Annotated in this window: 33 protein-coding genes and 2 pseudogenes; 14 read left to right on the forward strand and 21 right to left on the reverse strand. The window is 34.9% G+C overall.

All coding sequences use genetic code 11. The features are described from left to right. Window positions 1–96: 96 nt before the first annotated feature. A complete protein-coding gene (locus ACFSO7_RS17205; RefSeq protein ID WP_377878571.1) occupies window positions 97–867 on the reverse strand; it encodes a sporulation protein in 771 nt (256 codons plus the stop codon). A 164-nt stretch (window positions 868–1,031) separates the two neighbouring features. Beyond that, entirely contained in the window at window positions 1,032–1,202 is a 171-nt protein-coding gene (locus tag ACFSO7_RS17210; RefSeq protein WP_377878572.1) for a YozD family protein, read from the reverse strand. A gap of 157 nt (window positions 1,203–1,359) precedes the next feature. On the opposite strand from ACFSO7_RS17210, the gene ACFSO7_RS17215 reads away from it, so the two are divergent. Beyond that, window positions 1,360–1,512: a hypothetical protein gene (locus tag ACFSO7_RS17215; protein ID WP_377878573.1), complete on the forward strand. Its 153-nt coding sequence runs from the start codon at window positions 1,360–1,362 to the stop codon at window positions 1,510–1,512. On the opposite strand, the gene ACFSO7_RS17220 is transcribed toward ACFSO7_RS17215, so the two are convergent. The 5 genes and pseudogenes from ACFSO7_RS17220 to ACFSO7_RS17240 form a co-directional block, all read right to left on the reverse strand. Further along, a complete protein-coding gene (locus tag ACFSO7_RS17220) occupies window positions 1,509–2,192 on the reverse strand; it encodes a hypothetical protein (RefSeq protein WP_377878574.1) in 684 nt (227 codons plus the stop codon). The genes ACFSO7_RS17215 and ACFSO7_RS17220 overlap by 4 nt on opposite strands. A 130-nt stretch (window positions 2,193–2,322) precedes the next feature. Next, the gene (locus ACFSO7_RS17225; RefSeq protein WP_377878576.1) at window positions 2,323–2,547 is read right to left on the reverse strand and encodes a YozE family protein; all 225 of its coding nucleotides are present in this window, start codon (window positions 2,545–2,547) and stop codon (window positions 2,323–2,325) included. Window positions 2,548–2,656: 109 nt separating this feature from the next. Further along, a pseudogene (locus ACFSO7_RS17230) lies at window positions 2,657–2,939 on the reverse strand (YokU family protein). Window positions 2,940–3,059: 120 nt separating this feature from the next. Then, a complete protein-coding gene (locus tag ACFSO7_RS17235; RefSeq protein WP_377878577.1) occupies window positions 3,060–3,212 on the reverse strand; it encodes a hypothetical protein in 153 nt (50 codons plus the stop codon). 103 nt (window positions 3,213–3,315) lie between these two features. After that, window positions 3,316–3,795: a GNAT family N-acetyltransferase gene (locus tag ACFSO7_RS17240; protein ID WP_377878578.1), complete on the reverse strand. Its 480-nt coding sequence runs from the start codon at window positions 3,793–3,795 to the stop codon at window positions 3,316–3,318. A 565-nt stretch (window positions 3,796–4,360) separates the two neighbouring features. On the opposite strand from ACFSO7_RS17240, the gene ACFSO7_RS17245 reads away from it, so the two are divergent. Beyond that, window positions 4,361–4,615 (forward strand): DUF7662 domain-containing protein, encoded by a 255-nt coding sequence (locus ACFSO7_RS17245; protein WP_377878579.1) that lies wholly within the window; start codon window positions 4,361–4,363, stop codon window positions 4,613–4,615. Then, entirely contained in the window at window positions 4,612–5,415 is an 804-nt protein-coding gene (locus ACFSO7_RS17250; RefSeq protein ID WP_377879461.1) for a recombinase zinc beta ribbon domain-containing protein, read from the forward strand. The genes ACFSO7_RS17245 and ACFSO7_RS17250 overlap by 4 nt, the downstream gene beginning before the upstream one ends. Window positions 5,416–5,503: 88 nt before the next feature. Here the strand turns inward: ACFSO7_RS17250 and ACFSO7_RS17255 are convergent, their stop codons facing one another. The 4 genes and pseudogenes from ACFSO7_RS17255 to ACFSO7_RS17270 all read right to left on the reverse strand — a co-directional run bounded on the left by ACFSO7_RS17255 (window position 5,504) and on the right by ACFSO7_RS17270 (window position 7,960). Next, window positions 5,504–5,785: a YokU family protein gene (locus ACFSO7_RS17255; protein WP_377878580.1), complete on the reverse strand. Its 282-nt coding sequence runs from the start codon at window positions 5,783–5,785 to the stop codon at window positions 5,504–5,506. Window positions 5,786–5,795: 10 nt separating this feature from the next. After that, window positions 5,796–6,227 (reverse strand): annotated as a pseudogene (locus tag ACFSO7_RS17260) (lysine 2,3-aminomutase); the annotation flags it as partial. 377 nt (window positions 6,228–6,604) lie between these two features. Beyond that, window positions 6,605–6,865, reverse strand: coding sequence for a hypothetical protein (locus ACFSO7_RS17265; protein ID WP_377878581.1), 261 nt, complete (start codon window positions 6,863–6,865; stop codon window positions 6,605–6,607). A 231-nt stretch (window positions 6,866–7,096) separates the two neighbouring features. Then, entirely contained in the window at window positions 7,097–7,960 is an 864-nt protein-coding gene (locus tag ACFSO7_RS17270) for an SDR family oxidoreductase (protein ID WP_377878582.1), read from the reverse strand. Between the two features lie 204 nt (window positions 7,961–8,164). On the opposite strand from ACFSO7_RS17270, the gene ACFSO7_RS17275 reads away from it, so the two are divergent. The 7 genes from ACFSO7_RS17275 to ACFSO7_RS17305 all read left to right on the forward strand — a co-directional run bounded on the left by ACFSO7_RS17275 (window position 8,165) and on the right by ACFSO7_RS17305 (window position 11,946). Next, window positions 8,165–8,599, forward strand: a complete 435-nt coding sequence (locus tag ACFSO7_RS17275) for an Rrf2 family transcriptional regulator (RefSeq protein WP_377879462.1) — start codon at window positions 8,165–8,167, stop codon at window positions 8,597–8,599. A 254-nt stretch (window positions 8,600–8,853) separates the two neighbouring features. Continuing rightward, the gene (locus ACFSO7_RS17280; protein WP_377878583.1) at window positions 8,854–9,342 is read left to right on the forward strand and encodes a CBO0543 family protein; all 489 of its coding nucleotides are present in this window, start codon (window positions 8,854–8,856) and stop codon (window positions 9,340–9,342) included. A gap of 284 nt (window positions 9,343–9,626) precedes the next feature. Then, the gene (locus ACFSO7_RS17285; protein WP_377878584.1) at window positions 9,627–9,872 is read left to right on the forward strand and encodes a spore gernimation protein GerQ; all 246 of its coding nucleotides are present in this window, start codon (window positions 9,627–9,629) and stop codon (window positions 9,870–9,872) included. 16 nt (window positions 9,873–9,888) lie between these two features. Next, on the forward strand, window positions 9,889–10,257 hold the full coding sequence (locus ACFSO7_RS17290) for a spore coat protein (protein WP_377878585.1): 369 nt from the start codon (window positions 9,889–9,891) through the stop codon (window positions 10,255–10,257). 18 nt (window positions 10,258–10,275) lie between these two features. Then, on the forward strand, window positions 10,276–11,412 hold the full coding sequence (locus tag ACFSO7_RS17295; RefSeq protein ID WP_377878586.1) for a zinc-dependent alcohol dehydrogenase: 1,137 nt from the start codon (window positions 10,276–10,278) through the stop codon (window positions 11,410–11,412). Between the two features lie 18 nt (window positions 11,413–11,430). Continuing rightward, window positions 11,431–11,625, forward strand: coding sequence for a hypothetical protein (locus tag ACFSO7_RS17300; RefSeq protein ID WP_377878587.1), 195 nt, complete (start codon window positions 11,431–11,433; stop codon window positions 11,623–11,625). Window positions 11,626–11,646: 21 nt separating this feature from the next. After that, complete coding sequence (locus ACFSO7_RS17305) at window positions 11,647–11,946, forward strand: spore coat protein (RefSeq protein WP_377878588.1); 300 nt, start codon at window positions 11,647–11,649, stop codon at window positions 11,944–11,946. Between the two features lie 276 nt (window positions 11,947–12,222). On the opposite strand, the gene ACFSO7_RS17310 is transcribed toward ACFSO7_RS17305, so the two are convergent. The 3 genes from ACFSO7_RS17310 to spxA all read right to left on the reverse strand — a co-directional run bounded on the left by ACFSO7_RS17310 (window position 12,223) and on the right by spxA (window position 13,575). Further along, window positions 12,223–12,558: an IDEAL domain-containing protein gene (locus tag ACFSO7_RS17310; RefSeq protein WP_377878589.1), complete on the reverse strand. Its 336-nt coding sequence runs from the start codon at window positions 12,556–12,558 to the stop codon at window positions 12,223–12,225. A 99-nt stretch (window positions 12,559–12,657) separates the two neighbouring features. Further along, on the reverse strand, window positions 12,658–13,071 hold the full coding sequence (locus ACFSO7_RS17315) for an RrF2 family transcriptional regulator (RefSeq protein WP_377878590.1): 414 nt from the start codon (window positions 13,069–13,071) through the stop codon (window positions 12,658–12,660). A gap of 108 nt (window positions 13,072–13,179) precedes the next feature. Next, window positions 13,180–13,575, reverse strand: a complete 396-nt coding sequence (gene spxA, locus ACFSO7_RS17320) for a transcriptional regulator SpxA (RefSeq protein ID WP_377878591.1) — start codon at window positions 13,573–13,575, stop codon at window positions 13,180–13,182. A gap of 744 nt (window positions 13,576–14,319) precedes the next feature. Here spxA and ACFSO7_RS17325 point away from each other — a divergent pair. Further along, a complete protein-coding gene (locus ACFSO7_RS17325) occupies window positions 14,320–14,754 on the forward strand; it encodes an ASCH domain-containing protein (RefSeq protein WP_377878592.1) in 435 nt (144 codons plus the stop codon). 309 nt (window positions 14,755–15,063) lie between these two features. Here the strand turns inward: ACFSO7_RS17325 and ACFSO7_RS17330 are convergent, their stop codons facing one another. Beyond that, the gene (locus tag ACFSO7_RS17330; protein ID WP_377878593.1) at window positions 15,064–16,158 is read right to left on the reverse strand and encodes an L-dopachrome tautomerase-related protein; all 1,095 of its coding nucleotides are present in this window, start codon (window positions 16,156–16,158) and stop codon (window positions 15,064–15,066) included. A gap of 489 nt (window positions 16,159–16,647) precedes the next feature. Here ACFSO7_RS17330 and ACFSO7_RS17335 point away from each other — a divergent pair, with 489 nt between their 5' ends. Further along, window positions 16,648–16,986 (forward strand): DUF5655 domain-containing protein, encoded by a 339-nt coding sequence (locus tag ACFSO7_RS17335; RefSeq protein WP_377878594.1) that lies wholly within the window; start codon window positions 16,648–16,650, stop codon window positions 16,984–16,986. A 413-nt stretch (window positions 16,987–17,399) separates the two neighbouring features. Here the strand turns inward: ACFSO7_RS17335 and ACFSO7_RS17340 are convergent, their stop codons facing one another. Both ACFSO7_RS17340 and ACFSO7_RS17345 read right to left on the reverse strand, forming a co-directional pair. Then, window positions 17,400–17,774: a VOC family protein gene (locus ACFSO7_RS17340; RefSeq protein ID WP_377878595.1), complete on the reverse strand. Its 375-nt coding sequence runs from the start codon at window positions 17,772–17,774 to the stop codon at window positions 17,400–17,402. Between the two features lie 87 nt (window positions 17,775–17,861). Next, window positions 17,862–18,866, reverse strand: a complete 1,005-nt coding sequence (locus ACFSO7_RS17345; protein ID WP_377878596.1) for an RNA polymerase sigma factor — start codon at window positions 18,864–18,866, stop codon at window positions 17,862–17,864. A 201-nt stretch (window positions 18,867–19,067) separates the two neighbouring features. On the opposite strand from ACFSO7_RS17345, the gene ACFSO7_RS17350 reads away from it, so the two are divergent. After that, window positions 19,068–20,006 (forward strand): sigma factor, encoded by a 939-nt coding sequence (locus tag ACFSO7_RS17350; RefSeq protein WP_377878597.1) that lies wholly within the window; start codon window positions 19,068–19,070, stop codon window positions 20,004–20,006. A 374-nt stretch (window positions 20,007–20,380) separates the two neighbouring features. On the opposite strand, the gene ACFSO7_RS17355 is transcribed toward ACFSO7_RS17350, so the two are convergent. Continuing rightward, window positions 20,381–20,626, reverse strand: coding sequence for a hypothetical protein (locus ACFSO7_RS17355; RefSeq protein WP_377878598.1), 246 nt, complete (start codon window positions 20,624–20,626; stop codon window positions 20,381–20,383). A gap of 348 nt (window positions 20,627–20,974) precedes the next feature. Here ACFSO7_RS17355 and ACFSO7_RS17360 point away from each other — a divergent pair, with 348 nt between their 5' ends. Further along, window positions 20,975–21,553 carry a CBO0543 family protein gene (locus tag ACFSO7_RS17360; RefSeq protein ID WP_377878599.1) on the forward strand — a complete coding sequence of 193 codons (579 nt, stop codon included), beginning with the start codon at window positions 20,975–20,977 and terminating at the stop codon, window positions 21,551–21,553. A 514-nt stretch (window positions 21,554–22,067) separates the two neighbouring features. On the opposite strand, the gene ACFSO7_RS17365 is transcribed toward ACFSO7_RS17360, so the two are convergent. From ACFSO7_RS17365 to ACFSO7_RS17375, 3 genes are all read right to left on the reverse strand, one after another. After that, the gene (locus ACFSO7_RS17365) at window positions 22,068–22,349 is read right to left on the reverse strand and encodes a YokU family protein (protein WP_377878600.1); all 282 of its coding nucleotides are present in this window, start codon (window positions 22,347–22,349) and stop codon (window positions 22,068–22,070) included. A 10-nt stretch (window positions 22,350–22,359) separates the two neighbouring features. Continuing rightward, on the reverse strand, window positions 22,360–23,790 hold the full coding sequence (gene kamA, locus ACFSO7_RS17370) for a lysine 2,3-aminomutase (protein WP_377878601.1): 1,431 nt from the start codon (window positions 23,788–23,790) through the stop codon (window positions 22,360–22,362). 117 nt (window positions 23,791–23,907) lie between these two features. After that, on the reverse strand, window positions 23,908–25,320 hold the full coding sequence (locus ACFSO7_RS17375) for a sigma-54 interaction domain-containing protein (RefSeq protein WP_377878602.1): 1,413 nt from the start codon (window positions 25,318–25,320) through the stop codon (window positions 23,908–23,910). Window positions 25,321–25,370 lie beyond the last annotated feature (50 nt).

Consider the following 25,370-nt stretch of genomic DNA (forward strand, 5'->3'; position numbering starts at 1 on the left):
TTTAGCATATTTCTTCTATTTTTGTCGGATGTAAAAATTTTTCCGACAGATTTTTCAATAAAAAGGATGCCCTTGCTATAAGAGCATCCATCCCGTTTAGGAGTATTTTTCAATGACACTTTGAAGTTTTGAACGTAAATTTGGTATATCACTTGTCGAAACAGTCATTTTCACATTTGTTTCATCCATCTCTAGTGCTTCTGATAAAAATCCACCTAGCCCTCTCGCTCGACGGTCAACTTGCATGTAAATATCCATTTGATCATTCGAATGAGCAAAAAATACAAGTTCAAGCTCATCTAATTTACCACGGAATGGTCCTGAAGTTGGCACAAATTCAAATTCTTGAACGAACGGAAGTCGTTTTCTTAAACGATGAGATGCTTGTTGACAATCTGCTTCACGCATACGAAAACCTAAATCCTCTACCGCTTGAAATACAGAAGACATTAATCGATTCGGTAAGACTTTAATATAATCCTTATCCGAAGGATCCACTGCATTTTTAATATCAAGACCTGTTGAAACCCAAATTTTTGTTCTACCTAATGAAATTGGAGTGTCTGATGGTAATTGAAAGGCAAAAGGAATCTCTTTTCTTTCATTCGGTTGAATGGTAAAAGATTCTGCCAATGGGAACCGATCGATTTGTGCTGAAACTGTGTATTTCTTATCATCTGATTCCTTCACATATGTGGTATGTAATGCTAAATAAATTCCATCAACCTTTTGTTCAATATTACCTCCTTGAATTTCAACAACACCTTTTACTTGATCGCCAGCTGTCAATGTATCAGATTCAAGTTTTGTATTTACCTTTGCAGAACCAATACCAACACTTGCAAATACTTTATTGAAAAATGACATCAATATCCCCCGCTTTTTTTCATAATAACTTCTACTCATATGTACGACTTTAAACTGAAAAAGTTTCATTATTTTTTCAAAAAAAATAGCGAGCTCCAATCACTCGCTTTTGTAAACACATGTAGCCTTAGAATTATTCATTCAAATATATTCTTCTTTATTAATTATTCCTTGACGTCTTCATCAATAATGCATTTTTCTAATAAATATTCAAAGGTGATATCCGCGATTTCTTCAAGCTCTTCCTCGGTTGGAACATAACCACGTCTGACAAGCTCGTGAAAGAAAAATTCCGCAATTTCCTCCGTATCAATAAATACTTCCATTTCTTTCATCGCATCTCCCCCCTTTCTAGTGAATGTATGCCATTATTACCATTTTGATGACAGTTACTTACCAATTAGAAAAGCTTTGTTCAATCTGTAAAGTAAAAAGAATAATTCATTTGGACAAGCATATATATGATAAAAATGATTGGCAGGAGGAATTTGCATGAAATATTGGATGGAAAAGTTTAAAGAAGATGTTAATAATCAAGATGGGGCCATTTTAACTTATTTTACTATATTTACTTCTTACCTTTTTAAAGGAACAATTCTTCTAGCTATTCCTATTTTCTTATATTTCCTAATTAAGGCTTTTTAAACGGTGCTTTTATCGTCATTATTAGTCAGCTTCTTTAATTTACGCAAGATCATTTTTTTTATCTTATCATATTCTGGGTCACGAAACATTGCAGATAATAGTTCATAATCGTTATAAACATCTAACAAATTGTCGATGATTCTTTTTTGTTCTTCTTCACTTTTAACATGGGGACTGGGTTTCTTCTTTGGTTCGGGAAGCTTCAATGTATTTTTATTTATATTCGCCATGTATAAATACCCTAATTTTTGGATAAAGACTTCTGCTTGATCAGCTTCAGCCACTAAAGATATTTCATCCTCATTTGCCTCAAGCCACTCTCCGTCGGAAATTCTTGAAAGCTCATAAATAACGTCTTCCCACGCATCTTCCTTATACCGCCAAATCTCCGTTCGAAATCCTACGATTTTAAACAAATCTGTCCCATAGTCCTTCACTTGGACTAAATCTCCAAAATAAAATTGATATTCAATGTCAATTTGTTCTTTTTCGATAACTTTATCTTCATATTCAGATAGTAATTGGAGCCTTTCCTCCACAAACAATCCTACATCCTTATTTATTTCATAAATGTAAGTCCCATCGATCGATTTAATATCTGTAATTTTTCCTACCGTTCCATAAGCCTTAATCACGACTGTATCACCGATTGCAAATTTTGGTTTTTTCTTTTTTCCCATTTTGTCTACCCTCCCAATGATTCGTCGTGAAGTGAGTATATTATTATATGCTTTGAAATTGAACATGATAATGAAAAGCTTTTCGTTCTAATCCAAAAAATACCTCATCCATTTGGAAGAGGCATTCGCATTATTTTTTATCTTCTATTAAGTAAAGACTCCACGCTTCATCAAAAATGGACATATTCTCTAAATAATGACCATTTAATTCAAGATACGAGCTAATTTCATCGTAATCTGTAGAACTTTTCGGAAATCCATGATCTAAAAAAGCATCATTTGCAAAACGACTAATATCATCCTGTGGCTCGGGATGGCGATACTTCATCAAGTAATGATAAAAAGAACGATTCATAATTTAAACGCCTTTCCGTATTTTTCCCATAACTATAAACGATTAGATCAATGATTGTCTATATACAAAATAAAGCCAAAAATGACCATTCGATAAAAGAATGGCCATTTCAACCTCCACTACTTCGTAGATCAAAGTAATTTCGTTTTAATAATCTGGGAATTTTCATTAAGTCTATATTGGAAATTTTAGCGCAAATTTGCTTCGTATCGATTAAAAGCAATTGGTCTTCAATTTCTTTTGTAATCTGTTCACTTTGGTAGTTCATCTCACAGTCTTTACATTTAACTAAAGGGAGTTTTCTCAATTTGGATCGCCCGGGAACCGTCAGGAAGCTCCCAATATACTGAATCAACCTCCTCTAACACTTCTTCCGGCAATATCCCCCCTATCCTGCCTTAGTGGCACTTCATTAGGATCTTGTTTCGATTGTTGTGCTTGAAACTTTTTTTCCTTCAATTCGTCACGTTTTTCACGCTTATCTTTAATGACGAATGGGATGGGTTATGCTCCTAATCGTGACGTCGATTTAAGCTTGTTAAGTTTTCAGGAATGAGATTAAATTGTTTATCATTCATTAAATTAGCGATTCCAATATTAGATCGCTTACTTTCCATATCCGAATAAACTTCCTTAAAATAATCTTCCGCTCTCCATTTGCACATTTCTATTCCCCAAACTATCTCGTATTATGAAAAGTTTAAAATTTCAAAAAGTAATAATCCTTAAGAGTTTTAATCTTAAACCTATTGTATGCTCAATAAAGCATTATAATTGAAGCGATAAAATCATTTGTTCACCATTATTCCCTATTTTTCTCTTACTTGTATCCGCAAAACCTACCTTTTCATAAAGTTTTTGAGCAGGAACGTTTCTGCAATTTACAGCTAGTACTACTTCATTCTTATCGGGAAATTCTTGGACAATGAAGTTTCTTAACTGTTTTAAGCCATCCTTGGCATAGCCCCTCCCTTGATTAGAATGATTAATAGAGAATGCAATTAATAATAATGCGTTTGGATTTGCCGTGTAATTAAAGACTAATTCACCTGTACAAAGAACGAAAAAGCCTACAGGTTCAGAGTCATTTAAAATCACTATAGGATTTCTGTTATTATCATTTTTTGCTGTATGAAGCATTTCTAACGGCAATCCTGTAAATTGTGCCTGTTCCTCAGGTAAATAAAAATGCATTAATGTAGAATCGTATTTTGAATCATATTTGCATAACATTATTTGGGCGATCATCTTATGTACTCTACCTTTCTATTGTTACTATTTCTAATCCTTTGAGCAGGACCTTTGATTTGCATTTTCATGGTTGTTACTCCAATCTAGTTGTTTTTTTTAACTAGTCAATTTGTTTTCCAAACTTGGTATTGTCATAATACAAAATTGAAAATTAAAATGGATGGAAAATCGAAATTATTTTTTAAAAATCAAAAATAATTTTTTTGAGCAAAGGTTTTCTCGAAATTCCCACAAAAGCGAAAGCTAATTTGCTATAATGTCGCTTTTTGCTTTTTATTTGAGATTTGCTTTAATCATCAAAAGGATTTCCATGTACCTTGTTTATCAACTTTGTATCGTCATTTTATAAAATTCGTCTTTAAAATGGACGGAAAATCGAACTTTTTTCATTCGCCTTTATGATTAATTTTTACCAATCTAACTTTTCAAAAATATTCAACAAAGACCAATAATAATTTGCTATAATTGTTGTTTTTTCGCTTCATGTAGGATTGACATTCCTCTCTTAATATAAGATTCTTGTAAAAAAAGGAATTATTGTAAAAGGAAAGGAAGGAATCAATTGTCCAGGGTTAATTGGTCTATATTATTTGATTTTTTAAATACTAAAAAAGGTGTTTCGCAAATTACTCTTACATTTGAAGAACTTGAAAAGATATTAAGAAATAAGCTTCCGGAATCTGCCTTAGTTTATGATGCTTATTGGAGGAATGATAAAACGCATTCTCAGGCAAGGGCATGGATGAAGGCGGGTTGGAAGACCATCAAACCTAATCCACAAGAGAAAAAAATCACCCAACTATTAAGACCATCCTGAGTAATCCGCATTATACAGGTGATTTAGTTCAGGGAAGAGAGACTACAAGAAGTGTCACCTCCCAGTCCAGGCACAGTATTCCTGAAGAAAACCAAATTGTTGTAAGAAATACACACCCGGCAATCATTCCAAGAGAAACCTTTGATACCGTACAAGAGCTAATGAGAAGTCGCAAGAAAAATTATACGAAGGTAAAAAAGCATCTTTTTACAAATGTCCTATTTTGCTCTGATTGTGGAGCGGGTATGTGGTATAGGCAAAATCGAACCGGCTACATTTGCGGGAGTTACGCTCGTCATGGAAAAATTGCTTGCACTCAAAGAACAATAAAAGAAAAAGATTTAAAAGAAACAATCCTTTCTGATATTAAAAAAATGGCTCAAGTTATTAACGATAAGGAATACCTAAATACCCTTGCCTTAGATGCTCAAAAGAAACAAAAGCAAGTTACTCAAATTTTAAACAACATTGAAAATGAGATTAAAGCTTCTAAAGCCAAAAAGAAACGTTACCTTGAGATGCTTGCAGAAAAACAAATCACTCATGAAGAATACCGTGAAGTTGCTGATGAACATCAAGGTCGAATTAATGAATTAAATATTAAAAGGAGTGGGCTTGAAGCCTCACTCCGACATGATGAATTTCTTGGAAGAATTGAAAACCTCCGGAACACAATAAACCGTTTCTTGCCTCTTAATGAAGTAACCGAGGAGATACTCCATCACTTTGTTGAACGTATTGATGTAGACAGAAACGGCACGCCGACAATTATTTATCGGTTTACAATTTTACCTGGTTAATTTTCCCTCAAAACTATCTGTGACACGCACTCAATATGTGTTGAGTAGGTAAACAAAATAAGCTCCCTAAAGTAACTATGAAAACATATTAAGAACTAAAATCAAAATAATTTCTCTTCAACAATCTAGGCAGCTCCATTAGTTCCTTAAAACTTATCGAACTACCAATCTTTTTTGTATCAATCAAAAACAATTGATCCTCAATTTCTTTTGTTACATCGTCAATTTGATACACCATGTCACATTCCTTACAAATTACAGCAGGCGTTGCTATAATTTCAATCGCTCTTGAGCCATCCGGCAACTCCCAATAAACCGTTCCTTCTCCATTGATCGCTTTACCTTCACACCATTCGCAATATCTGTCCATACTCACACCCCTATTCACTTACTTTCAAGCCTTCCTTTGGGACTTCCTGGCTAACAACTGCTTTATTCTGTTGTGCCTGAAACTTCTTCTCCTTCAACTCATCACGTTTCTCACGTTTATCCTTCAACGTGGAATGTGATTGATCCTCTTGATACTTCTGTCTACGATTTAAGCGGTTCAAGTTTTCTGGGATAAGGTTGAATTTACTGTCATTCATGACTGCGGCTATCCCTACATTTGACTTATATTTTTCATGATCATTGTAGATTCCATTGAAATAGTCATCCGCACGGCCTGGCACGTAATTCTCAGGTTCCGGATACGATGTGATGACTCCTTCAAAGTTTCGCAAAACTACTTTATTAGCACTCTGCGAAATTAGATAATTCGGCTGCAACGCAATCTTTCCTCCCCCACCCGTAGCGTCAACCACAAAAGTAGGGTCTGAGTTTTTTATTGTAAGTATAAAAAATAATAAAAAACAGCAAATCAAGTCATTAACAAGATTTTACTCAACGAGAATCTCCGTGTCTTAACGAATCATAATTGAGGATAATTCATTTCTTTTCGGGTTAGGATTAGTGAATTGACTAGAATTATTTTCATAGATAACAGTCCAAAATGAATAAGGGCTCTAAAAAAATATCATTTACTAATGATCTATAAAGCCAAGGTAATCTGTCTACAATGCTTAATAAAAATACGGTCACACAAATAGCGAGGTATATCTTGATCCTGATTTCTTATATGCTGTCTTTTTGTCCTAGAACCCCTCCACTTAAAATAACTTGCAGGCTTCACACTAGAGATTTCTAACAATCATCTTGTAGGGTAAGTTCCCCTTAGTTCTTCTATTATTTCATACTTTAATCGTTGTAGGATATCCTCTCCTCCTTTATCAGATTTGGGTACTGCTTTTTTAAAATAGTCTACCTGCTCTTTCAAATAATCTCTTTCTTCTTCTGCCGAATTAAACTTTTTACGTGCTCTACTTTTTAGCGGATTATTTTCACCAACAGATCGTGTATCAAACGGTTCTCCAGATTTCCACTTTCTAACCCATACTTTAGTTGAGTACAATTTTTAACCCCAAGTTCCTCACCTAAAACTGTATATCTTTTATTACTATTGGTATATTTCATAACTGCTTAAATTCATCTGTATAACTTTGAAACTCCTGCCCTTTTTTAACCATGAAAAATCCCCTCCAAGTAAAAGTGGATCATCCACAAAAAATTTTGTGGTTTTTTTACACTGTCTACTTAAAGGGGATAATATCATAATGTCGGTCTTTTAATTCTTTTATGTTGTTTATGAAATTCGATTAACGAGTTGGCTCAGTGCTTCGTTAAGAGAAGTTATTGGACGACCGAGAACTTTCTCGAAATCATTGCTATTTACTTCTAGTGAACCATTCCGAATGCTTTCTTGAATTCCTACTACAATCGGGATCACAAAATCAGGTAAACCTAAGCCTCTCATTATTTCAGCATATTGTTCGTCACTAACATGTTGTACAGGTATATCTTTACCCAATACATTCCCAAGAGCAGATGCCAATTCTTCTTGAGTTAAAAGTGGACCAGAAAGTTCATACACTGTATTTTCGTGATCGTTTCCAACAAGGACTGTTGCAGCAGCATCTGCGTAATCTTGTTGTAGTGCCCAACCTACTTTACCTTCTCCAGCAGATGTTACCCATGGAGCGCCTGCAAGAGCACCTTGTATGCTTCCAATTTCGTTTTCCAAATACCAATTGTTACGTAAGAAGGAATATGGGATACCCGTTTTAATGATAGCTGATTCTGTCGCAACATGAGGTGGAGCCATTAAATTTTTGCTTTCTGTTGCATTGGCTAAGCTTGTGTAAGCAATAAATTTTACCCCTGCACGTTCAGCTGCTTGGACAGCATTAGCATGTTGTTGGATTCTTGTGTCATTGTCACCATCAGCAGAAATAATTAATAATCGGTCAATCCCTTTAAAAGCATTATCTAATGATTCTGGTCGGTCAAAATCGCCTTGCCGAACTTCCACTCCACGTTTACGAAGTCCTTGTGCTTTCTCTGGATTTCGGACACTCACCACCAGATTACTTGCAGGTACAGATTTCAATAACGATTCTACAACCTTTGAACCTAATTTACCCGTTGCTCCAGTAACTAAAATTTTCATTAATATTCCCTCCGTTTAAGTTCTATCTGTAACAATATTGACTACATGTATTTATTTTAGTTACATGTAACTGTTTTGTCAACAGGTGAAATAATATCTATTATTTTGTTCATATTTTGGTATAATAAAACTTGTAATCAAAACAATTACACGATGAAGATAAACAATAATATAAGTATTAGTTAATAGAGGTGGTGACTGAACATATCTATCAGCAGTCGATTTGCAGTAGGAATTCATATATTGGCTCTAATTGAATTAAATAATGAAGGAGTTACTTCTTCTGAATTTTTAGCTAAGAGTGTTAATACGAACCCAGCCGTTATAAGAAAACTAATGGGGATGTTAAAAAAAGCTGGTTTGATAGAAGTAAATCCAGGAATTGCAGGTGCTAAACTGGCAAAGGAATTATCTAGTATCACTTTGTTCGACGTATATAAGGCAGTGAATGTTGTACAAGAGAAAGAGTTGTTTAGCATACACGAAAGTTCACATCCTGATTGTCTTGTAGGAAGGAACATACAAAATACAATTGAACCATTATTCACAGCTGCCCAATTGGCAATGGAGAAGGTTTTAAGAAATGTTACTTTAGAAGATGTTGTGAGAGACATTGCTACTAAAGGAAATATCTGTTAGAAAAGACATTCCAAAGGAATGTCTTTTCTCTTTCTTACAACTACTCTGCTCTATAGTTCATTAAGTCCACAAAAATAGAGTTAATCCTGCTTTAACTCAACGCACTCATTTGTTTAAGTGAAAAAGTTCATAATTAGGAACAATTTTATATCAAAATAAAGCCTTGTTTATTCATTGTTTACTTATCTAATTTTCGAATGTCCTAAGTATAACCTTCCGTGTCAGAGATAACCTATCTAATGGAGGTGCAATACATGGGTCGAAATTTTGAAAAAAACCTTATAAAATTGCTATATTTCTTTGGTATTAGTTCCTTTATTTACTTAATTAAAAAACCACTTGCTAAGGACTGGCTCCTTGTTTTCTTTATAAAAAGTTATTATGCCTCATTGGTCGATAAACTGGTTGTAAATAAAGGTTATGTTAAATATCCCACCCGATTTCCAAAACAAGTTAAAACAAGTGTGGTGTTTGATTACATACTTTTCCCAATTTCTTGTGTATTTTATAATCAACTGACTAAGGATTCTCGTATCCTTCAGTGCCTTTTAAAAGTTCTGTATTTCAGTATACCGATGACTATTACTGAGCTATGGCTAGAAAAAAATACACAGCTTATTAAATATAAAAAGGGGTGGAATTGGAAAACAACTTTTTATTCGCTTTCTTTTTCCTTTTTATTGGTCAGATTTTCAATGTCTGTTATAAGAAGTCTCTTCAATAATAAATATGATTTTTCTTAAGATGGAGGTTCTTAATTAACAAAAGAGTAAAAAGGATAAGGCATTTCGTCTTCCTGTCGTATTAAAGTTCAACCAGATATTTCTGGTTGAACATTTTCTTAGTTACAAGAAAAAAAACCGTCAACAATGATCCTCAGCTATCACAATAAATGAATTTCCACACTTCATGAATATTCCAACCATTTAAGATAATTTACCAACAAAAAAAAACATTTAAGAATGTCCACTCCTATTTTTGGAACAATACAATTGATTGTATTAATGAATAAGGAGGTTAATTAGAAATGGATAATCAAAAATTAGCAGATCATGAATCATTAGATTTACATGAAGTTATCAATTTTAAAACCCTTTGCTTAGCGAAATCAAAACTAATGCAAGGATTGGTATTTGATCATGATTTGAGAGCATTAATGCAAAAAGATGTTGAACAATCCATGCAAGCGCTTTTAGAATTACAGGCAGTTTATCAACGCGCACCTTTTGAAGCTCCAGTTCCTCAAAACCGCCCAACACCAATAGTAGATTGAAAAGGAGGCAAATTCATTGAACCAAGATTATTTAGACCCTATAAACGCGCTACACGTACCAGAGCTAGCAGATACCACATTTGCGATGGATTTACTTCTTCGTGCCAAAGAAGGTGTGCGCAATATTGCGGTTGCATTAACGGAGTCTGCATCACCTGATGTTAGAACCATATTAAGAAATCAGTTAATGCAAGGTATTGCCATGCACCAAGAAATCACAGAATTAATGATTAATAAAAAATGGTTCCATCCATACGAATTAAGTGAACAGTATAAACTAGATCAACTCTCTGCCAACAATACATTGATGATTGGCAAAATGAATCTATTCCCTGTTGAGACCAATAGAAAAGGTATGTTTGACCGGACACCGGACGAACACTAACACTGGAGGCTGTAACCAATGAAGGCAGTAACGTATCAGGGTATTAAAAATGTTGTAGTCAAAGAAGTTCCAGATCCAAAGATTGAAAAACCAGATGACATGATTATTAAAGTAACAAGTACAGCTATATGTGGGTCTGATTTACATTTGATTCATGGCATGATTCCTAACCTGCAAGAAAACTATGTTATCGGTCATGAACCGATGGGAATTGTTGAAGAGGTTGGACCCAATGTAACGAAAGTAAAAAAAGGGGATCGTGTTATTATTCCTTTTAACATTGCCTGTGGGGAATGTATTTATTGTAGAAATCATTTGGAAAGCCAATGTGATAATTCTAATGATAATGGTGATATGGGTGCCTATTTTGGATATTCTGGTACGACGGGTGGTTATCCAGGCGGGCAAGCTGAATATTTAAGAGTGCCATTTGCCAACTTTACTCATTTCAAAATTCCAGAGACTTGTGAAGAGCCAGATGAAAAGTTAGCAGTTATTGCCGATGCGATGACTACTGGTTTTTGGAGTGTGGACAATGCAGGTGTAAAGGATGGAGATATAGTTATTGTTCTTGGCTGTGGTCCGGTTGGTCTTTTTGCTCAAAAATTCTGTTGGTTAAAAGGGGCAAAGCGAGTCATTGCCGTTGATTATGTCAATTATCGCCTGCAGCACGCCAAGCGCACCAACAAAGTAGAAATTGTTAACTTTGAGGACCATGAGAATGTAGGAAATTACCTGAAGGAAATCACCAAAGGCGGCGCTGATGTTGTCATTGATGCAGTTGGTATGGACGGTAAAATGACTGATATGGAGTTCCTTGCAAGCGGAATGAAGCTTCATGGCGGAGCATTAAGTGCGTTTATCATGGCTTCACAAGCAGTGCGTAAAGGCGGGACAATTCAAGTTACTGGCGTTTACGGAGGCAGATATAATGGTTTCCCTCTTGGGGATATTATGCAGAGAAATGTCAATATCCGCTCCGGACAAGCTCCTGTGATTCACTATATGCCATACATGTTTGAATTAGTAACAACTGGCAAGATTGACCCGGGCGATGTCGTAAGTCATGTCATTCCTCTAAGTGAAGCAAAACATGGCTATGAAATTTTTGACACCAAAATGGATAATTGTATCAAAGTTGTCTTGAAACCATAAAGAAAGGAGTTGTCTGAAATGAACTATGCCTTACACGAAGTCCTTGAGGTTCAAGAAATGGCAGCATTCAAGACTCTTTGTTTGAGCAAGTCCAAAACAATGAGAGCCTTGGTAACCGATCAAAAGCTGCTAGACATTATGCAAGAAGATGTCGAAACATCCACTAGACAATTGCAGGAATTTTCTTCTATCCTATCCAAAGCACAGCAATAAAATTAGGAGATGAATAAAAAAATGAATTCATTCGTAGAAAATTTAACTGGTTTAAATGCACTTACTGACCAAGTAATTGCAATGGATCTTTTAAATTCAGCCAAAAGCGGGGTTAGAAATTATGCCTTTGCAGTTACAGAAGCAGGAACACCTGAAATTAAAGAAATTCTCATACGCCATTTAGAGGACTCAATTAATTTGCATGAGCAAGTCTCAAGCTATATGATAGAACAGGGCTGGTATCATCCTCGGAATAAAAATGAACAGATCAACTTGAATTTACAAAATATTGAAACAGCCTTAAATTTACCACTACTATGAACCGCTATTGAGACAATATTACATCACCAAAATGTTCCACCTTTAAGTCAGAACATTTTTGAGCTGTTCTCGGCCAGTATACCTAGCAGTTTTTTGATAAAAGAACAGATTTTATCAAGGTAACCCGTTGCCCAGTTTTTAGACTTCTTGTTTAAGGCTGGGACGGGACACTTGAATCACCCCTCACTCAGTTATTGGTGATTGGCAGGAAATGTGGAGGGTAATCCGTAAAGTGACAGGCATTGAACCTTCCGATTCGACATTTCTTCTTTTACGTTATCTAATGGAATCAACAAGCTTCCTCATGGAGTTTATCTGAGAGGATAGTTCAATAAACCATTCCTCATCTCCTGTAGAAAGCGCCAAATCAATCAGAAAACGAATTTGCTCTTTGTTTGATACTTTCGATTCCGGCAATTTCTTCACATCTTTGCTCTGCATTAGAATAGTTTTCCCAACAGTCATCTCATTATCAGATGTAACGACCGTTACTTTCAGAGCCCCACCCTGGATAGCAAGAGATTCTATATAACCTATTAGCAGCTCCCCATCGATTGACTTTCCCTTTACCCAATCCCCTGCTTTTAAAATTGAATCTTTATTTGCAATCATTTTTTATTCACCTCTCTAATTTTTGGCTAAACTGCAAAATAACTGTAATTTATTTTATTACATTTATAATAAAGAGAAGGCTTGGCCTCCGTTTGCTGGTTATTCCGCGTGATTGATATGGTCGACAACGTCTTTAATGGTATAGGGCTTTAAATATTCTCCGAGATGTTCTTCTGCACCCAAGAAAATGTTAAAGAGTACCTTTTTCATATTTGCGCCTACAATACAATTTTCATTTGAATCAGGACATTTAGGCTGCAATGCGCCTTCAGATGTGATTCTATATATATCCCATAGATTTACTCCACTTAAATCCAGCACAAAAATAAATCCGCCGCCAGTTCCTTCTTTGGATTTTATGAATCCATGTTTTTTTAACAAACTAAGGACTTTGCGAATCCGTACTGGATGCACCCCAGCACTTTCCGATATAGCATCGCTTGTAGACATCCGATCCGGCTGCAGAGCAAGATAAGTTAAACTATGAATGGCTAGAGTAAAATCACTATTCATCAGCAGCCTCCTAAGCCGTTAAGCAATTTCTTTCAATAATAGCAAGAATTACTGTAATAATAAACATTACAGATTTCATTGTCAAGCAAAGCACTTCAATATTCTCTGTTAATTTGCTACATTAAACGCTTGCGTATAGGTGAATTTACGGAGCTTACGCGGAAGAAAACTTGTAATTTCTTCTGCATTAAATCCAACCTGTAATCTTTTTTCATCCTGGATAATTGGCCTCTTCAGCATCTTGGGATTATCCATAATCAATTTATATAATTCTTTCAGCGGAAGCGATTCAATATTTACGTTTAATTCCTGATATGCATTTGAAATAGTTGAGATAATCTCTTCTGTGCCATTTTCTGTCATGCGAAGAATGGATTTAATCTCGTCGAGTGTAATGGATTCTGATAAGATGTTTCTTTCAATATAATCAATTTGATGTTCCTCAAGCCAAGCTTTTGCTTTGCGGCAGGAGGAACAACTTGATGTTACATAAAGCGTCACCATATTTTCCACTCCCTTGATTACAATTTTTTTATGCTTTGCCGAACAGTCCTGCATGTAGTTTATGTGATTAAACCGTTTAGTTTGGCAAAACTGAAATGTAAAATTAAAAATTACAGTTTTACCAAAAAACGATTAGTACTTTGCAAAAATAACAATACCAATTATATTATGCAAATAACTATACTGTAACTATAATATTTACAGTTAATAAAGTCAACAGCAAATTTAATTAAGACTAGGATAAAAGCTTCATCTATGTTGAACCGAAAAGGCTAGAAACAGCTGAATGCATTTGCGGGAATACCCTGCTTCATCGGCTTTACGAAGCAGGGTAAGTGGGTTCTAAATCATGGATTCCCTACTTCATAGCCGGTAGTGATGATGGTAGAGTACCGGAAGCCTAAGCCTTAATAAGGGACATTTCACAGAAACTTTTCCGCTAAAAAAGTATACGTTTTAACTTTTGAGCTCTATACATAAACAATTTTGATGATCATAAATTCATGATTGCTTAATCGAAACACTGTCCCTAGATTTTTTCAAATATGAAGACCCCATACCTTTTTCTTTGCTCTGTTTTTATGTAAAAGCTTCTTTCATCCTATCTTCCTAAAATTATAGATACTTTTCGAACAAGTTACAGTTTGGCCGTTACAAATTTAAATGAATGTAACGAAGCAAGTATATACTTTCCTTCGGTAAGGGAACCCTAGTCATACATTTCTCTGATTGGGGACGGGCTAAATGAAAATTCTATCCATGATTCAGCCCTGGGCTAGTTTGTTTGTCCTTGGCGAGTCCAAATATGAAACGAGGACATGGAGAACCAACTATCGAGGTCCATTAGCGATTCATACAAGCAAAAAACCGGACAAGGCCGCCTGTGGCTACCCGAGGGTTCAGGAGCTGCTCCAAAAACACGGATATTCAGGAGAAGACCTCCCGACAGGTGTGATCATTGGCGTTTGTGAACTGAAAAATTGCATAAGAGTGGTTGAAAACAATGAAACTTTGGCGGTACTGGAAGATGGGCGCATTGTTTCGGGAATTGAATTTTTATTAGGTGATTATCGGGTAGGCGGTTACGCCTGGGAAGTGGAAGGGATGCGGACGTTAAATGAGTTTATTCCTGCAAAAGGGCAGCTTGGGCTGTGGGAATATCCCGGATTAATTCATTAAAAACTCGTCTTAGTTAAGTCAGCAGGACTTCCTAAAACGGCGAATGTGTTACCTAAAATGTAATCCCGTAGTTGCTAGGAGAGCAGCCACCACCCTGGAGTAGTCGTATTCTTGTTAACACAAAGAAGTATCGGGAAAGGTCTTTTTTTTGTTATTTGTTATTCCCCATCGGCCTAGTCAGCGTATTTACTTACTTCAGAATCCTAGGCCGGGAGCCTCATGGGACCTGCAATTTATCCATTATAAGGATAGAAGTAGCTGAATAACATCTAAATGGCCTACTTCTCTGAAGGAAATAGACCATTATTTTTAAAAGGCCGGAGCAGGTAATTCGCCAATTTTCATTCGAAGTAAACTATATGGTTTTTCTCGTAAATCTCTTCCATAATGAAATCTGGCCAGCCGATGTAATTGGTTTACAATGACATATAAGTATCCATCAGGGCCAATTGAAAAAGTATCCGGCCATAGTATTCTTGGATCATGTGCAATGGTTTCCATTACACCATTCGGCAATATCTTTCGAATACTGTTATTTTCGTAGTCCCCAGCATAAACAGTTCCCTTTACATCGGTGATCATTCCATCGGACGCACCTTTTTCTCCCCAATACTCCACATGATAAGTTAAATCCAAATCCGGTATTGTTCTGTCTCTCAGGGCTTCTGTTGAGATCGAGAACAAATGACGACTGGTTAGTGGAGCAAAATATAATATCTTTCCATCGGGAGAAATCGCAAGACTATCAGAAGCCAGTCTAAATGGAGAAGTTGAACCATCTTTGTTTCGATTCATTAATATTCGACCTTCTACTTTCGGTAAAAAATAGGGATCGGGTGAAGTTGAATTTGCACCATTTAACCGTCTAAACGCGTTTCCATTTGATAAATCTACGACAATAATAGCTCCCGGTCCTCTTGAAGAAGAATCCGTTATATAGGCATAACCTTCTTTTCCAACACGAAAATCAAAACGTACATCATTCAGATAAGTTGTAGTCAGAACAACATCTTCCGTAAAGGTATATACTCTTCTAATTGTATTGGTTTTTAAATCAACTGCGACTAATTTTGCCCCGCCATTAATAGGTTCAGAAAAATTAGGTGCGGCAGTATCTAATATCCAAAGCGTTCCCCTTCCATCAGCCACTACACTTTGAACACTGATGAAAGTCGTTGTGATATTCTCGAGGTTAACCAAATTAGTTTGTAAATTAGGAAAAGGCTGCAATTTATCCCCAACAATTTCCGCCACCGTAAATTTAACATCGTCTCCCCATTTCGGAAAGCAAATGAAAATACGACCGGTTTCTGAAACAGTAACACCTGTAGGCATAGCCCCATAAAATGCATAAACTAGTTCTAAATTACCGAAATATTTTTCACTAGGTAACATAGGTTTCATAATATCCTCCTCAAACATTGTAAACGGATATCTCCTATATATGATTTATATTTTTTCTAGTGCATGTTTCTTAATAAGTTTTTGAAGAGATAATTGAAATGATTGTTTTCGAAATTTAATAATTCTGTCAGAACCCCAAATATATATAGTATGTTTTTCCACCGTATTAAACGCAAGCAAGGATACGAAAAATGTCAGTTTACTATCTTTTTAGTCGCATAATATACAGTAGGTATTTATATTTTTTAACATTTACAAACATAGGTTTTTTTGAGAAATTGATTCATGTATGTTATGGAACCTTGCGAATTATCACACAAAGCGAAGTTGTATAGATATTAATATTAATACATTTTTCTAAAAATGTTTTTGTGTGGTAACAACGCAGTTAGTGAATAAAAAAATGTTAAGATTATGTAAAGAGAGGCAAAATAAGGAAAATGAGGTAATGAAGTTCAATATTTTAAAGTGAAAGTAGGAGATGGTGAGATGTCAGAAGATGATTTATTTTCAAATAAGGGATCTAATGTTTATGAAATATATTTAAAAATACTCGATTTATTGAAAGAAATTGGACCTTTTGAAATTGAGTTTAAAAAGGCTTCTATACATCTTTTAAATAAATCTTCCTTTGGAGGAGTTCATCCAAAAAAGAAATGGTTAGATTTTATTTTAGTAACAAACCATCAAATTGAACACGAGAAGATAACTAAGATTGAACAAGTTTCCAAAAACCGATTTCACAATAATTTTAGATTTCATAGTGAAGACGAACTTAATCAAGAATTTTTATTTCTCTTAAAAGAATCATATCAATTAATGAGTTAGTTAGAGAAAGGATATTTATTACAAATGAACATCATTTTCTTAGGAATTATATCAGGTATAATATTTGAATTATTATCTGTACGCATTAGTTGAACAAGAAAAGCGACTGTTCTTATTGAACAATCGCCCCGCTATAAGAAGAAGAGAATCTAGCCCTGCCTCCTAAAAATAAATATCATCTTTTATAATACGGAACACTTTTCTAAAAGTGATTGGAATCTGTAAATTATTATTTTTTTACTCCAACCCATTATAGCTTAAAAAGTACAGTTTCTTCTCGAGCTAACTGTCCGTTTATTGAATTGACCGATGGCAGTAATATATTGAAGTTTTAGATCAACTTTTCAGGAAATATATAAGCAAAAAGAATTTATACTGCATCCCTGTACTTTAATTATTAGGTAATTTGTCTCTCATCCTGTACAAATCATAATTTTATTCATGTCAGGATCACTAATTGTAAAATAGGAAAAATCATCAAAACTTACGATCCCCGACTCCATTTTATATCCTAAACTTTTAACGTAAGTAAACGCTTCATCAATATCAAAAGTGTGAAAGTTGAATATTGGATACTCACTATTATTTGACCTTTTTATTACACCTTCAGGCCCTGCATCTAAGGTTAAACCTGTTTGATTATTTATTTTTATATTGAATACAGGTCGGACAATATTAGAGTAGTCGTACTCCTGGCCAAGTAGCTTTGAATACCATTCCACTGATCTTTTTAGATTACTGACATGAACAAAAATAGTATTAATTTGGTTTTTAACTGGGCTGTTCATAATAAATATCACTCCTTATATAAATGGAAACACATTACGGTCTCATCTATATAACGAAGTCGGCAATAAAAACCTTACATACATTTTTTAAAAAATGTGATAAAAATATTTGGCATTCATATCTACATTTAGCTCTTTTGCTGCCAACGTCATTAAATCCCAGGAAAAACAATAAAATTTCCAATAAGACACTTTTCCTTCAAAGAGTTCAAAGTAATGAATGTTGTTGAGGTAAAGTTTGTTATCTTGCTTCTCCTCTAACTCAACAATTACTGGGCGACCCCAAAGTTCTACGTACTCGGAAACAATAATATGTTGGTTTTGAACTATTTCTGCCCAATCTCTTAAAGAGTTTTTCTCTGTTTCATTTTTACCCATCTCGAGCCCAGAATGAGTGATGTCTGTTATTACATTTTCATTTAATACTGAAGCAATTAGTTCCGGGTTCTTCTCTCTAAAACCTTTTAGAAGCAAATCAATTGTTGTATTAGCAGCAAGATTTTTTAAAGCTCTTTTTTCCTTTCTGAATAATTCCAATTTCAAATTATGACGCATTTTACTTCGCGCCCTGCTTAGGTTTGTGTAAACTGCCCCCTCGGAAGTGGTCAAAATTTCCGCAACCTCGCTTCCTTTAAATTGAAGAACATCAGACAAAATAAGAGCAACATATTGGGTAGGTGGTAAATTTCTTACCAAAAAATCCAGATGTTCCAATAATAGAAACTCATTGGTTGTTGCTTTATCGTCCAAAATATAGTCTTCTAACGGTACATTTAGATATTTATGTTTTCTTAATTGATCAATCCATAAATTAGTGGCTATTTTAAATAGATACGCTCTTGTATTTATAGGCTGAAATATCTTGGCTAATACGGAAAGTGATTTCAATAAGGTGTCTTGGACTAAATCCTCCGCATCCCAGGGAGATCTTGTTAATTTAAAACAATAATTCCACAATTCACTTCGATATGGCTCAATCATTTGTTTGAATTCCCGCTCAATATTTCTTAAATCATCGCTTAGGATGTTAAGGTTATCTTTTGACATAAAATATATCTCCAAACCTAATTGTACTTTTTTAGCTGAATTCACTTATTCCACAAAAAGACTCCTTTATCCTGCTTCTTATCAAGTACCTTTTGTCCAACAAACAGCTTCAGAAAAATAAACTCTACCCCTTTTATATGAAAGATGATACTAATCATTTAATTTCTTAAAAATATTTTTCCTAGCACGTATAATTCTACGATATAAAATCGTTTATTTAGTATATTGATATTAGGAGGAATTTTAATGAAAGTAATTGATAACATTTCTTTGGATATGGTGAATGAAACGAGAAAAGTAAGAGATCAATTTTTCAAAACCATTTCTGATTATTCAACAGATTTATGGAATTATTGTAAATATATCACTGGATCCCCTTGGGATGGTGAAGACCTCTATCAAGAAACGATGATAAAATCTTTTGGCTTTCTTCCACAAAGATGGAGTGAAATAACTGACAAAAAATATTACCTGTTTAAAGTTGCAACAAATACCTGGATTGACCAGTGCAGAAAGCTAAAACGAGAAACGGGAATTTTAGAGGAACCATGTGAAATGATCGAAGATTTCTCGAGTCCTCTTTTATTGGAAGAAATTCTAACATCATTAGATTCTCATTTGACACCAAAGCAACTTGCAGCTTTTCTTTTATTGGATATTTTCAAATTTAATGCTAAGGAAGCAGCCGGAATTTTACAAAGCACTCCAGGAGGAGTTTATTCTGCAGTACAACGTGCGAGGAGAAAAATAGATTCCATTGATTTTACTCAATCAAACTCTGAGATTTCTAACCATAAAACCAAAAGAACCATTCAATTATATTTAGAAGCATTTAATAATGGTGATTTGGATGGTATGTTAAAACTATTCAGTGATCATGCACAGAATGAAGCCTATTTTGGGTTCCAAGAGTTTTCTAAGGATGAGATGATAAAAGGATCTCTAAGGTACGGCCTACCTGGACATACCGCACGAGAAATTATTCTATGGAATAAACCCGTGATTATTGTGTTTGCTAATGGGGAACAGGGACCTGAAATCCATGATATACAACTACAGGAGATTGAAAACGGAAAAATAGTAAGTCATAAAAGTTATTTCTTTAGAAGAGAGTTTATTCTGGCTGCTGCAAAAGCGCTTGGAATAAAAGCGCAGTTGGAAAAACCACCGGTGGATTGGACCTAAGCTTTAGGGGATAACATTTGTTATCCTTTTTTTGTTTCTTACATATTAAAACTAATACCTTTGTTTCTACTTGTTGCAGAAATGATATACAGTATATAGTTTATTCAAAGTCCATTTAAAAAGAGCTGCCGTACATCACCTAACTTAAGCATAAGCCTACGTTACTTGATATAGATATAGCTTGAGCAAGCTCTTATTATGGGAACAAATAAAACTATAATTAGAACGGATACAATATTAACCTTGCATATTATCGGCTTACTGTGATTATCCCTTATGGATGATTAGCCTTTGTTAGTGCAATTAAAATATATAATGCAGTTTATTTTAATTGCATTTGCTTCATACTTTTAATGATCACCATGTATAGATTTTCATTGTTCATATGAAAAATAACCATTTCTCCTAATGTTCTCATACCTTAAAAAAGATTCTTTAAGTGGTTCATGAAGGTGTCCCTTAAATGCTTGTTCAATTAGAATAGCTTGATTTTCTAGTGGCTTAATTAGTTTATCCATTGAAGGCTGTTGTTCTGTCCAATTTTTTGGTTTACTCCCACTTGGAATCATCAAGTGATAAGATATAGGCATTTGTCTATTCACATTAATAGCAGGAAACATTGTATTATCCCAACAACCTACTAAGATATGGCCAGCATTCCATCAGATACTGTTATTATGGCCATGAGGAATTTGGTCAACGACTTCCTTTCAGCCGTGTGGCATATTCGTTGGCATACCTTCTTAAGTAAAGTGGCTTTAGCCTTCGTTCTACCGAATCCACCTAGCTTCACACCTCATAATTCAGTTCATTATAGCGCATGCAGGTTTAGTTGCATAAGAATCTCTGATTTGATAAACAATTTTGTCGAAATGTGCAATAATTCTTATCTATATTTAATTACTAATAAACTAAATATTTTAGGTTATTCTAACTGTATAATTGGCAAACATTAGGGAGGAAAATAATTGGATCGTTTACGTGAATTTGACAAGATTCTATACGGTAGAAAAGAAAATACCGATTCTTTAATTAATTATTGGACAGACTATTCTAACCCTTCTACATGGCAGTTTTGGGTTTTAATTGCTATTCTCTTAGTCCCATTGGTTATTCTTTATATCAAAATTGACCGAAGTAAAGTATTTCTAATTGGTTTTTATGGATATAGCGTTCATGTTTTTTTTACATTTATCGATATATACGGTATAAATAGAGGGTATTGGCATTACCCTTATCAGGTTATCCCTGCACTGCCAAGCATCTCATTGGACACCTCCATGGTCCCTGTGTCTTTCATGCTCATTTACCAATGGACATTAAATAATCATAAAAATTATTACCTATACGCTATAATAACTGCTGCTATATTTGCATTTATTTTAAAGCCTATATTAGTAAGTACTGGTCTTTTTAGAATGTACGGTGAAATTAATTATTTTCACTTGTTTTTTGGTTACCTATTTGTACTTTTGATAGCAAAAGTTATAACCTGGTTATTTCATAAATTACATAAACCTAAATTCTCAACTCAGAATAGAGAGTAGTAAAGTACTCATAAAATATGGGTGCTTTTTCTATTTTTTTCACTTCATATACTTAATACGTAATTTTAGTCGATTATCAGTACAATTTAAGCGAAGGGCCATAACCTATATTTCTGTTCATCCTATTAACACTTATCAGTCCGATTATGTCTTTCCAATAATCCGAACTCAAGGAAGGTAGTTTGAAGTATATACAGTCGCTATCAACATACTTTTCTTTATCATTTTTCAAAAGCTTCTAAACGAATTCATTTCCGTAACAAGTTTCAAACATTCAGTCAAATTCTTGCTTCTCATTTTACGTCTACTGCGTTATAAATTTACTTGTTCTTCTTGTACTAACTTGCCCCTTTAGTTGCTTAAGAAAAAAATAAGACAGTGAATATTTATTTACTTTTATGCAAGTGATTACCATAATTATATTAGTTTTAATAAACTCTTTTCATACTAATGTAAGTTATAAATTAAAAAATGGCACCAGTTTCTAAGTGCCATTTTTTGTGGGAGAAACACACTAAGAAGAAAAATCAAAATAATTTCTCTTCAACAGTCTAGGTAGTTCCAATAGCTCCTTAAAACTTATCGAACTACTAATCTTTTTTGTATCAACCAAAAACAATTGATCCTCAATTTCTTTTGTTACATCGTCAGTTTGATACACCATGTCACATTCTTTACAAATGACCGTAGGCGTTGCCGTAATTTCAATCGCTCTTGAACCATCCGGCAACTCCCAAAAAACGGTTCCTTCTCCTTTGTTCGCTTTCCCTCCGCACCATTCGCAGTATATATCCATGTTCACACTCCTATTCACTAGCTTTTGAGCCCTCCTTTTGGGCTCCCTGGCTATCCACTGATTTATTTTGTTGTGCTTGGAATTTCTTTTCCTTCAGCTCATCGCGCTTCCCACGTTTATCCTTCAAAGAGGAATGTGATTGATCCTCTTGATACTTCTTTCTACGATTTAAGCGGTTTAGGTCTTCAGGAACCAGGTTGAATTTACTATCGTTCATAACAGCAGCAATTCCTACATTTGATTGATACTTATCATAATCATTGTAGATTCCTTTGAAATAGTCCTCCGCCCGGCCGGGCATATAATTCTCCGGTTCCGGATACGATGTGATGACTCCTTCAAAGTTTCGTAAAACTACTTTATTAGCACTCTGAGAAATGAGATAATTCGGCTGCAACGCAATCTTTCCTCCCCCACCAGGAGCGTCGACCACGAAGGTTGGGACTGCATACCCACTCGTATGCCCTCTTAGTCCTTCAATGATTTCAAGGCCCTTCGACACAGGTGCACGGAAATGTCCAATTCCCTCTGAAAGGTCACATTGATAGATATAATATGGTCTCACTCGGATTTTGACTAAATCATGCATAAGCCTTTTCATGATTGGCACACTGTCGTTAATTCCAGCAAGAATGACTGACTGATTTCCTACTGGTACCCCAGCATTCGCTAACATTTCGCATGCTTTCTTTGATTCTTCGGTAATCTCTATCGAAGTATTGAAATGGGTATTTAACCAAACGGGATGATATTTTTTCAAGATATTGCATAGATTTTCGGTAATTCGTTGCGGAAAGACTACTGGAGCTCTTGTACCAATTCGAATAATCTCGACATGATCAATAGCACGGAGATTTTTTAAAATATATTCCAGTATATTGTCATTGATTAACAATCCATCTCCACCCGAAATAAGAACATCTCGAACATCTGGAGTGTTTCGAATATATTCAATCGCTGCATCTAATTGCTTTTTTGGTACACCCATTCCAATCTGACCCGAAAATCTTCTTCGCGTACAATAACGGCAATACATCGAACATTGATTGGTGACTAGAAATAATACTCGGTCTGGATATCGGTGTGTTAAACCAGGTACTGGTGAATCTTCATCTTCGTGCAATGGATCCTCAAGGTCATACTTTGTTTTATATATTTCCTTTGAAATCGGAACCGATTGCATACGAATAGGACATCGCGGATCATTTTCATTCATTAATGATGCGTAGTATGGAGTGATGTTTAAAGGAATGGTTTTCGTTGAAATCCGGACGCCTTCCTCTTCTTCTGGAGTTAATTGGATAACTTTTTTTAAATCATCTATAGTCCGAATCGTGTTCGTTAACTGCCATAGCCAGTCATTCCATTGCTCATCCGTAACATCCTTCCAAAGCTCGATATCCTTCCAATGTCTAGTAGGTTTATATAATGTTTGCTTCATATGTCATTCCTCCTAAATCCTTTTCTTAATACATTGCAAGAATCATGCCAAAATTCAGAATGCTAATGTATGAGCGATTTAAGTGATTTATTGAAAAAGTAAAATAAAAACTGCCAATTATTCGGCAGTTGGAGGTGTATCAGATTTTTGAAGCTTATATTGTAATGTTTGTCTAGGGATTTCAAGTAATTTAGCAGCTTGGTTGATATTACCAGCGCTAATGGCTAATGCCTCAGATATTAAAGTCGATTCGAGCTGTTGAACATTTTTTCGAAGTGACAAACTTTCATATTTCTGTCCCGACTTTCGCTTCTGATTGATATTTTGTTTAAAAAAAGATGGTAAGTCATTTGATGTAAGCTGTTGTCCTTCACAAATATTCATCATATATTCAATACAATGCTTTAATTCGCGAACATTTCCAGGCCATTGATGCTGTAAAAATAACAGCTCGACTTCACGTGTGATTCCATTAATTTTTTTACCTAATTGAAGATTAAATTGTTGAATAAAATGAACAGTTAATATGAGAATATCGTCTTTCCGATTTCGCAACGGTACTAATTCAAACATTAAAACATTCAGGCGATAAAATAAATCCGATCTTAAATTTTGATTCGCCAGCGCCGCTCTTGGGTGTTCATTCATTGCCGCTACAATGCGAACGTCAACAGAGAAGCTTTTTGAACCACCTACTCTACGAACCATTCCATCCTCTAATACTCTTAATAGTTTCGCCTGGAGCTCAATGGGCATCGTATGCAATTCATCTAAGAATAGTGTTCCTTCATGTGCTAATTCAAATAAGCCCGGTCGGTCCAATGCTCCAGTATAACTTCCTTTAGCTGTTCCAAACAACAGACTTTCAAGCAACGCTTCCGGAATTGCCGCACAGTTTTGAGCAATAAAAGGGCCATTTGTTCTTCTAGAAGCGTGATGAATTCCTTGGACAAGCAATTCCTTCCCCGTTCCACTTTCTCCATATACGAGAATAGGTGAATCAGATTGTGCTAGCTTGTAAGCTTTTTCCTTCATTTCGATAAAATTTTCATCTCTAGTAATTAAATCCTCTAAAGTGAATTTTGTGTTTTTAGATTTCAGCTGTACTTTCTTATTTGGGGTTAGCCCGTTTTGAAGCTCGAGAAGGCGTTCAGAGAGCAATTTCATTCTTGAATAGTCTTTGGCAATTTCCACTGCACCTATAAATTCCTCTTTAACGAAAATAGGCAAGGTTGTATTAATCGTCTCAATATTGACACTATGCTTATTCAAATACGTTTGCGGTTGGTTATAAATTGGCTTTTTCGTTAATAAAACCTTATAAAGAGTGCTTGTCTCCTTATTTAAGGAGGGAAAAACCTCTAATAACGGTTTGCCTAACACTTCATCGATGTGCATCCCATCATGCCGCGCCGCCACCTCATTATAGAAAATCGTTATTCCTTCAGTATTGATGACGTGAATTCCTTCATCAATACTTTTAAGGATTGACGCTAAAACTTCATTAGTCATTTCTGATATATGAACCATCTAATCACCTACCCATATTATGTATATGAGCAAGGTGCCGAATTCTTGTC

The sequence above is a fragment of the Bacillus sp. CGMCC 1.16607 genome (assembly GCF_042683745.1).
GTDB lineage: Bacteria > Bacillota > Bacilli > Bacillales > Cytobacillaceae > Pseudoneobacillus.